Genomic DNA, 7398 nt, shown 5'->3' with positions numbered 1-7398 from the left:
CCAAGTCCTTTACATCGGGACTTGGCCTCTTACCTGGTACTACCGGGGTGCGCACGAAGGGATTCGAACCCCTAACCTTCTGATCCGTAGTCAGATGCTCTATCCGTTGAGCTACGCGCGCTTGGGACGTTGTCGATAGTACACGCCCGATGGCCTTCCTCGAAAATCGATATCGGTTGGGGGTTCCTGGGCTGGTCAGTGGGGGTGTGGGGGGTCACGGTGGGTTGTCGGGGGGTGATTGTGGGTCAGTTGATGTGGCGTTAACGCGGCTGAAACGGTGGGGACTCGGGGTTTGGCGAGGGTGGGGGCGCTTGGGGTGCGGGGCCGTTTTTGTCGGGTCTTCTGGTGAGGTGCGGGATGGTCTACAAGGCTGAGTACATCTGGATTGATGGGGCGGTGCCTACGGCGGGGCTGCGGGCGAAGACGCGGGTGCTTGCTGATGGCTCTGTGCCGGGGGTTTGGGGGTTCGACGGGTCTTCGACGGGGCAGGCTGAGGGGCGTTCTTCGGATCGGGTGCTGCGGCCTGTTTTCACCTGTGCGGATCCGGTGCGGGGTGGGGCGGATGTGCTCGTGTTGTGTGAGGTGGAGGACATTGACTTCACGCCTCATGAGTCCAATACGCGGGCGGCGGCTCGGGAGGTTGCTGGGCGGTTTGCTGAGCAGGAGGCCTGGTTCGGCATTGAGCAGGAGTACACGCTCTTCCAGGGTGGGCGGCCGCTGGGGTTCCCGGAGGGTGGCGGGTTTCCGGCGCCGCAGGGTCCGTATTACTGCGGGGTCGGTGGTGGCGCTGTCTTCGGGCGTGAGTTGGTGGAGCGGCATCTGGACTACTGCCTGGCGGCCGGCTTGACGATCTCGGGGATCAATGCCGAGGTCATGCCGGGGCAGTGGGAGTTCCAGGTGGGGCCGGCGGGGCCGGTGGAGGTGGCCGACCACATGTGGGTCGCTCGCTATCTGCTGCTGCGGGTCGCTGAGGAGTTCGGGGTGTCGGTTTCGTTCGATGCCAAGCCTGCCAAGGGGGACTGGAACGGGGCCGGGGCTCACACCAACTTCTCCACTCGGGCGATGCGGGAGTCGTACGATCCGATCATCACCGCGTGTGAGGCGTTGGGGGAGGGCGACAAGCCGGCCGAGCATGTGCGCGCTTACGGCTCCGGGATCGAGGAGCGGCTCACCGGGCAGCACGAGACCGCCCCGTGGAGCGAGTACAGCTACGGCGTCTCGAACCGTGGCGCCTCGGTGCGGATCCCGTGGCAGGTCGAGGTGGACAAGAAGGGCTACATCGAGGACCGGCGGCCGAACGCGAACGTCGACCCGTACGTCGTGACCCGGCTCATCGTCGACACCTGCTGCACCGCGCTGGAGAAGGCCGGACAGGTCTGAGGCTGAACAGGTCTGAAAACGCGTCAAAGCGCCCCCGATCCCATCGCGGATCGGGGGCGCCGCTGTGTGTGCGGGCGAATTCTGACCGTGACGAGTGACGTCCAGGACAACCCGGTCTGACTCCGGAGACAACCTCCGGGCTGTCCCCCGCGTCCCGATTATGGTTTGCGGGGAATTCAGCCACACAGGAGTCAAGGTGCCTAACTTGTCTCGGCGCGAGCTCGGGTTGCTCGGGATGGGGGCACTGGCGATCGGCGCGTTCGGCGCCGACGCCGGCGTCACCACCGCCGAGGCCGACATGGTCGAGCGTCCGGCCCGGCTTGCCAGCCGGGTCGCGTTTCTGCAGGTCGTCGCCCACCCGGACGACGACCTCTACTTCATGAACCCGGACATCGTCGACTCCGTGCGCACCGGGGGCGAGGTGACCACGGTGGTGCTGACGGCGGCCGAGGCCGGCGGCGGTGCGTCCTTCGCGGCGGCGCGGCAGCACGGCCTGCGCTCCGCCTACGCGCGCATGGCCGGGGCGGAGGACGACGCGCCCTGGCGGCGCAGCGTGCTGGTCACCCGTGGGGGTGAGGCGGAGCTGTGCGAGCTGGCGGCTGACGCGCGGGTCCGGCTGGTCTTCCTCGACATCTCGATGGGCGCCTACACCGGGTCCACGCCGGGGGACACGAACCACACCCCGCTGGCCGCCCTCTTCCACGGCGCCGAGACCACCCGCCCCGTCCTGCAGCCCAGCCAGAGCGCGATCACCGGCGGCGTCTACACCCGCGACCAGCTGGTCGGCACCCTCACCGACCTGATGGACCGCTACCAGCCCACCGTCGTGCGCACCATGGACCCCGACCCGGAGCGCCGCGGCGCCGGTCCGAAGGAGCGGGCCTGGCTCACCGACTCCGGCGTCCACACCGACAACGAGGACCACACCGCGACCGCCTGGTTCACCTATGCGGCGTACGCCGACCACCGGGCCCGGCGCGGTCCCTCCGCCGTCACCCTGGACTCCTACGTCGGCTACGGCAACGCCCGCTGGCGCCACAACCTCGGCGGCTCCAGTGCCCGCGAGAAGCTGCGCCTGCTCGGCGTCTACGGCTGGGCCGACCGGCGCAACTGCGGCGACCCCGTCGGCTGCGGCGACCGCACCGTCGGCGGCGACGCGGCCCGTCCCGGCTGGTCGCAGAGCACGAACCTGCGCCACGTCGGCACCACCGACTGGCTCGGCACCGGCCCGGACGGGCGCCTGCGGGCGTTCGCGGCGGTCGGCGGACGCGCCGTGGTCTGGACGGAGACCTCGCGCGGCAGCGGCAGGTTCCGGCCCGGGGTGGCGGTCGACAGCACGCGCGGGGTGGGCTTCCTGACCTTGCCCGGATCCGTCGACGCCAGTAGCCGCAGCCCCGGCTTCGTGGCGGGCGCCGTGCAGGACGTCCCAGGCAGCCAGGGGCTCCGCAACGGCCGAGGACTCCCGGACAGCCAGGGATTCTCCGCCGGCCGGGGATTCCCGGGACTCCGGAGAAGCCAGGGCAACCAGCCGAGCCCCGACGAGAACACCGCCTCGTCGCTGACCCCTCATCTGGTGGTCGCAGTCGAGCCCTCGCGCCGTGTGCACCTCGTCGGCCTGCGCGCCATGACCGACCCCGACCGGGGTTCCTGGAGCCAGGAAGTGGTCGTCTGCAGCGAGCGCACGGACGGCAGCTTCACCCCCTGGACCAGCCTCGGCACCCCGACTGGCGAGAAGACCAAGGACTGCCAGGCCGTCGGCTGCCCGGCCGCGGCGGTCGACGGGCGCGGCGTGCTCCACGTCTTCGCCCGCAACGCCGACATGTCCGTGTCCTGGCGCCATCGGGACCTCACGAAGCCGGGTACGCGCTGGAGCGGCTGGCGCGACATAGGCGGACATCGGGTCCGCGACGGCCTGACCGCCGCGGTCACTCCTGAGGGTGACGTCGAACTCCACGCTGTCGGCCACATGCTCTGGACCTGGCGCATCGACGCCTCCGGCGAGCCGCGTCCCACCCATGCGGCCCTCCCCCCGATGGGTGACCCGCCCACGGTCCACATGGTGCGTGGCGGCGGCGCGCTCCTGGCCGCCCGCGCCGCCGACAGCGGTGTCCTGACGGTCCTGTCGCGGCCGTCCGGCGGCAGTTGGCGGCCGCAGGAGGAGGGCGTCGCGCTCGGTGGACAGGGCGGGTTCGGCGTGGTGGCGATCCAGCCGCACGCCGGGGGCGTCTTCCTGGCCCAGCGCGGACCGCGCGGGCTGGTCGAGGTGGTCTGGCAGCCGCAGGTCGGTGTGCCCGACGGGGTCCGGCGCTGGCTCGGCGGGCCCGGGCCGATCCTGCACCCTTCGCTGACGGTGGACGCGCACGGCCGGATCGCGGTCGCGGCGATCGGGCCGGAGGGTGCGCTGTACACGGCGCGGATCGACGTCGGGGATCCGCCGCGGGCGCTTCGGTGGGAGTGCTCGGCGCTGGCCTAGAGCTGGGCTGACTAACCCGGACGAGTGATCAGCGCCGACCCCGACCAGCGCACCCGAACGAGCGCACCCGAACCAGTGAGCTGCGCGCCCGAACGAGTGCGCCCGAACCAGTGAGCTGCGCGCCCGAACGAGTGCGCCCGAACAAGCCCGCCCGAACGAGTGCGCCTGTACTAGCCCGCCCGAACGAGTGAGCCGCGCGTCCGGCTGTCGCCGTGATCAACCCTCGTACGACTGCAGCTCGATCAGGTTCCCCTCGGGATCCCGCAGGTGCGCGGTCCGCAGCGTCGGCCCCCAGTCCGGACGGTCCGTCGGCGCCACGACCAGTGTCGCCCCGTGCCGCACGCACAGCTCGGCACCGGCGTCCACGTCGTCGACCCGGCACACGAACATCGTGTGATCCTGCGTCGGCGCCGCGGTCGCCGGCAGGTGCGCGGTCCCGGTCAGGGCGGCCATCGTTCCGCGGTCGAACAGCACCAGTACGCCCTGGTCCTCGACGTCCCAGTTCGCGTACGGACCCTGCGGGCCGCCCCTCATCAGCTTCGCGCCGAGCAGTTCGGGCAGGACCGCCTGGTAGAAGTCGAACATCTCCGCGAAACCGGCTACCAGCAGGCGGGGGTGCAGGGCGTCCATGGTGTCTCCAAAATAGTGGGTGGTCACCCATGATAGGCGGGCGCCTATAGTCATACCATGGATGACCTGCGTGCGGCGCCGCCTTCGCTGACCGGCCTGAGCACCTACCTGCTGTCGCGGACCGGCAAGATCGCGCGCGGCCGGTTGGCCGGGCGGTTCGCCGAGCGGGGGCTGCGGCTGTGGCACCACGCGGTGCTGGCGGCGCTCGGCGACTTCGGGCCGCACGTGCAGCGCGACCTCGCGGCCCGGCTGGCGATCGACCCCAGCGACATGGCCAAGATCGTGGACGAGCTGGCCGGGGCCGGGAGCGTCGAGCGGGCCCGCGACGCCGCCGACCGCCGGCGCATCACGGTCACGCTCACCGACGCCGGCCGCACGCTGCTCGCCGAGCTGGACGCGGAGGCCGCAGGGGTTCGGGACGAGGTCTTGGCGCCGCTCACCGAAAACGAGCGCGAGCAGCTCGACGCCTTGTTGCGGAAGGTGTTCCAAGGCCTGGTCACGGAGTAAATGACGGGCGTTGTCCGATAGGGTTTCGGCGGCCGTCGCGCTTCCTGGGCTTGGGAAGCGCGGCGGCTTCGCCACAGACCGCGCACACCCGCACCGCGCCGACACCGGACCGTGGCGCACCCGGACCGCGCACACCCACACCAAAAATTGACCCGTCCGGGCCGACTCGAAGAAGTCGCTCCCGAACGGGCCCGGGATCCCCGTACACCGTGACGCGGACTGCGGACGCGCCCCGGTATCCCCCCGGATGGCCGGCGCTACAGGCGGATCCCCCCGCACACCGACGCCGGCGCCACCGGCATCCACGAGCCGCGCGGCAGTTGCCGCACCCGCACCTGTTCGATGCCTCTACCCCCCGGTGAGGCCCAGGCGCACTGCCCGTAGTACTCGGCGTCACCTCGGCTGGCGAAGCCGTCCTCCACCGACTGGTCCTCCCCGTCGGTCCGGATGAACTCGACCGCCCAGTTCTCCGACTCCTGAGTCGTTCGCACGGCGAGTCCTCCTGAAGTCCGCCTCGGTTACACCAACTGGTCCACATCATCGCGCCGGGCGGTGGGACAATGCGGCAACCGACATTTTCTCCCGGCTCGGCTGGGAGGAAAAGGCCCCGGTCCTGCCGCGGGTGTGGGGGCGCGCCACATTCGACGTACGGGATGCACAGCGCGTGACGGGTCCGGACGGTACAGGGGCCGCCCGCCGAGGCAGGGATCGCCGAATCATGAGCAGGAAACCCAGGAGCCTGAAGCAGATCCAGGCCCAACTGTCCGAGCAGCTGCGGGCCACCGATCACTCCTGGGCGGACATCGGCCGGGAGTTCCAGCGGCGGTTCCACGTCAACGCGCGGGTCGCGTTGCGCCAGGCCCGCGGCTGGACCCAGCCGGAGGCCGCCGAGCGGTGGAACCGGCGCTGGCCGGAGGACCCGAAGACCTTCAAGAACTTCTCCTACTGGGAGGCCTGGCCCAGCTCCACCGGCTACTCGCCGTCGCTGGAGGTCCTGGACCGGATGGCCCAGCTGTACGAGTGCAGCGTCGCCGACCTGTTGTCCGACCTGGACGACTACGGCGCCAAGAAGCGGCCGGTGTTCAGCAACGTGCGCGAGCCCGGCCCGGTCGCCGGCCTGATCGGGCCGCCCCGCCAAGCCCCGCAGCCGTACGCACTTACGGCTGCGGCCCCCGCCTCCGGGTCCGCCTCCGAGGTCCGGTTCGATCCGTACTTCGGCGCGCCGCCAGCTCCGCCGACGCGCGACGACCTCGGTGCGAACCCGGGCGAGCTGCTGTCGTCGATGTCGGCGGTGGCGATGTCTTCGGCGGTACAGATCAGTTCCCTGATGGAGGCGCCGGACGGCGGCAACAGTCTGTCGCGGCGCTCGGCGCTGCTGAATCTCAGCAGCCTGTTCGCGGTCGCCGCGGCCGCGCCGCTGGCCGGCGACAAGGCGCTGCCGACCCCGGCCGGCCGGGTGGATTCGGCCATGGTGGACAACACCGGGCTGATCGTCGGCGGGCTTCGCCAGCAGAACGCCGCACTGGGACCGTCCGCGACAGTGCAGACAGGGCTCGCGATGCGCGCCATGATGGAATCCGTGGTGAAGGACGCCCCGGCGGGGCTGACCAGCCAGGCCTGGGTCGTCTACGGTGACCTGGCCCACCTGCTCGGCTGGATGATGTTCAACATGGGCCAGGACGACGCGGCCCGGTTCTACTACGACGACGCGCGCAAGGCCGCCTACGAGGCCGACGACTACGAGCTGGCGGCGAACATCCTGGCCGCGCAGGCGCACCTGAGCATGTCCGCCGGCGACCACCAGACCGCGATCGACCACGCGCAGGCCGCGGAGGAGGCGGCCAAGCGCAGCCCCAGCCGCCGGGCCAAGGCATACGCCGCCGACATGACGGCCCGGGTCTACGCCTCGGCCGGGCAGGGCGCGCGCAGCCTGGCGGCGCTGGAGCGGGAGCGCCGGCAGATGCAGCGCATCGACTGGGCCGAGCCGGCCGCCGAGCGCTGGGGCTTCTACGGTCCGGCGTTCTACTGGGCCCGGGAGAGCGAGTGCCACCTGCTGCTCGGGCACCCGGTGGAGGCCGCCGACGCCGGGGCGCTGGCGCAGCAGCGGTTCAACCCGGCCTACCTGCACAACAACGCGATGGCGCTGGCCCGCCGGGCCCAGGCCCAGGTGCAGTTCGGCGACGTCCCGGCGGCCTGCCGGGCGCTGGCCGAGTCGGCGCGGATGGCCACGCTGGCCGGTTCGGTGCGGCTCACCACCGAGATGAGCCGGGCCCGCCAGCAGCTGGCGCCGTACGAGAACGAGTCGGTCGTGCAGGCGCTGGACGTCCGGCTGGACCGGTATCGCAAGCAGCGCGGTGTCGCGGACAACGGGGTGCAGACCACGAATTCGACGGAAGAGGTCTTATAAA

Annotated in this window: 6 protein-coding genes and 1 tRNA gene; 4 read left to right on the top strand and 3 right to left on the bottom strand. The window is 71.1% G+C overall.

The features are described 5' to 3' along the window. Positions 1 to 48: 48 nt before the first annotated feature. Positions 49 to 121: transfer RNA gene (locus ABH935_RS25945), tRNA-Arg, on the bottom strand. 236 nt (positions 122 to 357) lie between these two features. Here ABH935_RS25945 and glnII point away from each other — a divergent pair. Together glnII and ABH935_RS25935 are read left to right on the top strand one after the other, a co-directional pair. Next, on the top strand, positions 358 to 1380 hold the full coding sequence (gene glnII, locus ABH935_RS25940; RefSeq protein WP_370380523.1) for a glutamine synthetase GlnII: 1023 nt from the start codon (positions 358 to 360) through the stop codon (positions 1378 to 1380). A 196-nt stretch (positions 1381 to 1576) separates the two neighbouring features. Beyond that, positions 1577 to 3853, top strand: a complete 2277-nt coding sequence (locus ABH935_RS25935) for a PIG-L family deacetylase (RefSeq protein ID WP_370380522.1) — start codon at positions 1577 to 1579, stop codon at positions 3851 to 3853. Positions 3854 to 4069: 216 nt separating this feature from the next. On the opposite strand, the gene ABH935_RS25930 is transcribed toward ABH935_RS25935, so the two are convergent. Continuing rightward, on the bottom strand, positions 4070 to 4483 hold the full coding sequence (locus tag ABH935_RS25930; protein ID WP_370380521.1) for a VOC family protein: 414 nt from the start codon (positions 4481 to 4483) through the stop codon (positions 4070 to 4072). Positions 4484 to 4540: 57 nt separating this feature from the next. Between ABH935_RS25930 and ABH935_RS25925 the strand changes: the two genes are divergently transcribed. Then, positions 4541 to 4990 (top strand): MarR family winged helix-turn-helix transcriptional regulator, encoded by a 450-nt coding sequence (locus ABH935_RS25925; protein WP_370380520.1) that lies wholly within the window; start codon positions 4541 to 4543, stop codon positions 4988 to 4990. 257 nt (positions 4991 to 5247) lie between these two features. Here ABH935_RS25925 and ABH935_RS25920 read toward each other — a convergent pair whose 3' ends face one another. After that, complete coding sequence (locus ABH935_RS25920) at positions 5248 to 5481, bottom strand: hypothetical protein (RefSeq protein WP_370380519.1); 234 nt, start codon at positions 5479 to 5481, stop codon at positions 5248 to 5250. A gap of 227 nt (positions 5482 to 5708) precedes the next feature. Here ABH935_RS25920 and ABH935_RS25915 point away from each other — a divergent pair, with 227 nt between their 5' ends. Next, positions 5709 to 7397, top strand: coding sequence for a hypothetical protein (locus tag ABH935_RS25915; RefSeq protein ID WP_370380518.1), 1689 nt, complete (start codon positions 5709 to 5711; stop codon positions 7395 to 7397). Position 7398: the final 1 nt, after the last annotated feature.

The organism is Catenulispora sp. GAS73 (genome assembly GCF_041262085.1).
Lineage (GTDB): Bacteria > Actinomycetota > Actinomycetes > Streptomycetales > Catenulisporaceae > Catenulispora.
Note: the sequence above shows the minus strand (reverse complement) of the source record. Positions and strands in the feature narration are given on the sequence as shown.

Bases quoted from the DNA above. Each gene is read 5' to 3' on its own strand.
- glnII (WP_370380523.1), top strand. From the start codon at position 358: ATGGTCTACAAGGCTGAGTACATCTGGATTGATGGGGCGGTGCCTACG.
- ABH935_RS25915 (WP_370380518.1), top strand. From the start codon at position 5,709: ATGAGCAGGAAACCCAGGAGCCTGAAGCAGATCCAGGCCCAACTGTCC.
- ABH935_RS25930 (WP_370380521.1), bottom strand. From the start codon at position 4,483: ATGGACGCCCTGCACCCCCGCCTGCTGGTAGCCGGTTTCGCGGAGATG.
- ABH935_RS25925 (WP_370380520.1), top strand. From the start codon at position 4,541: ATGGATGACCTGCGTGCGGCGCCGCCTTCGCTGACCGGCCTGAGCACC.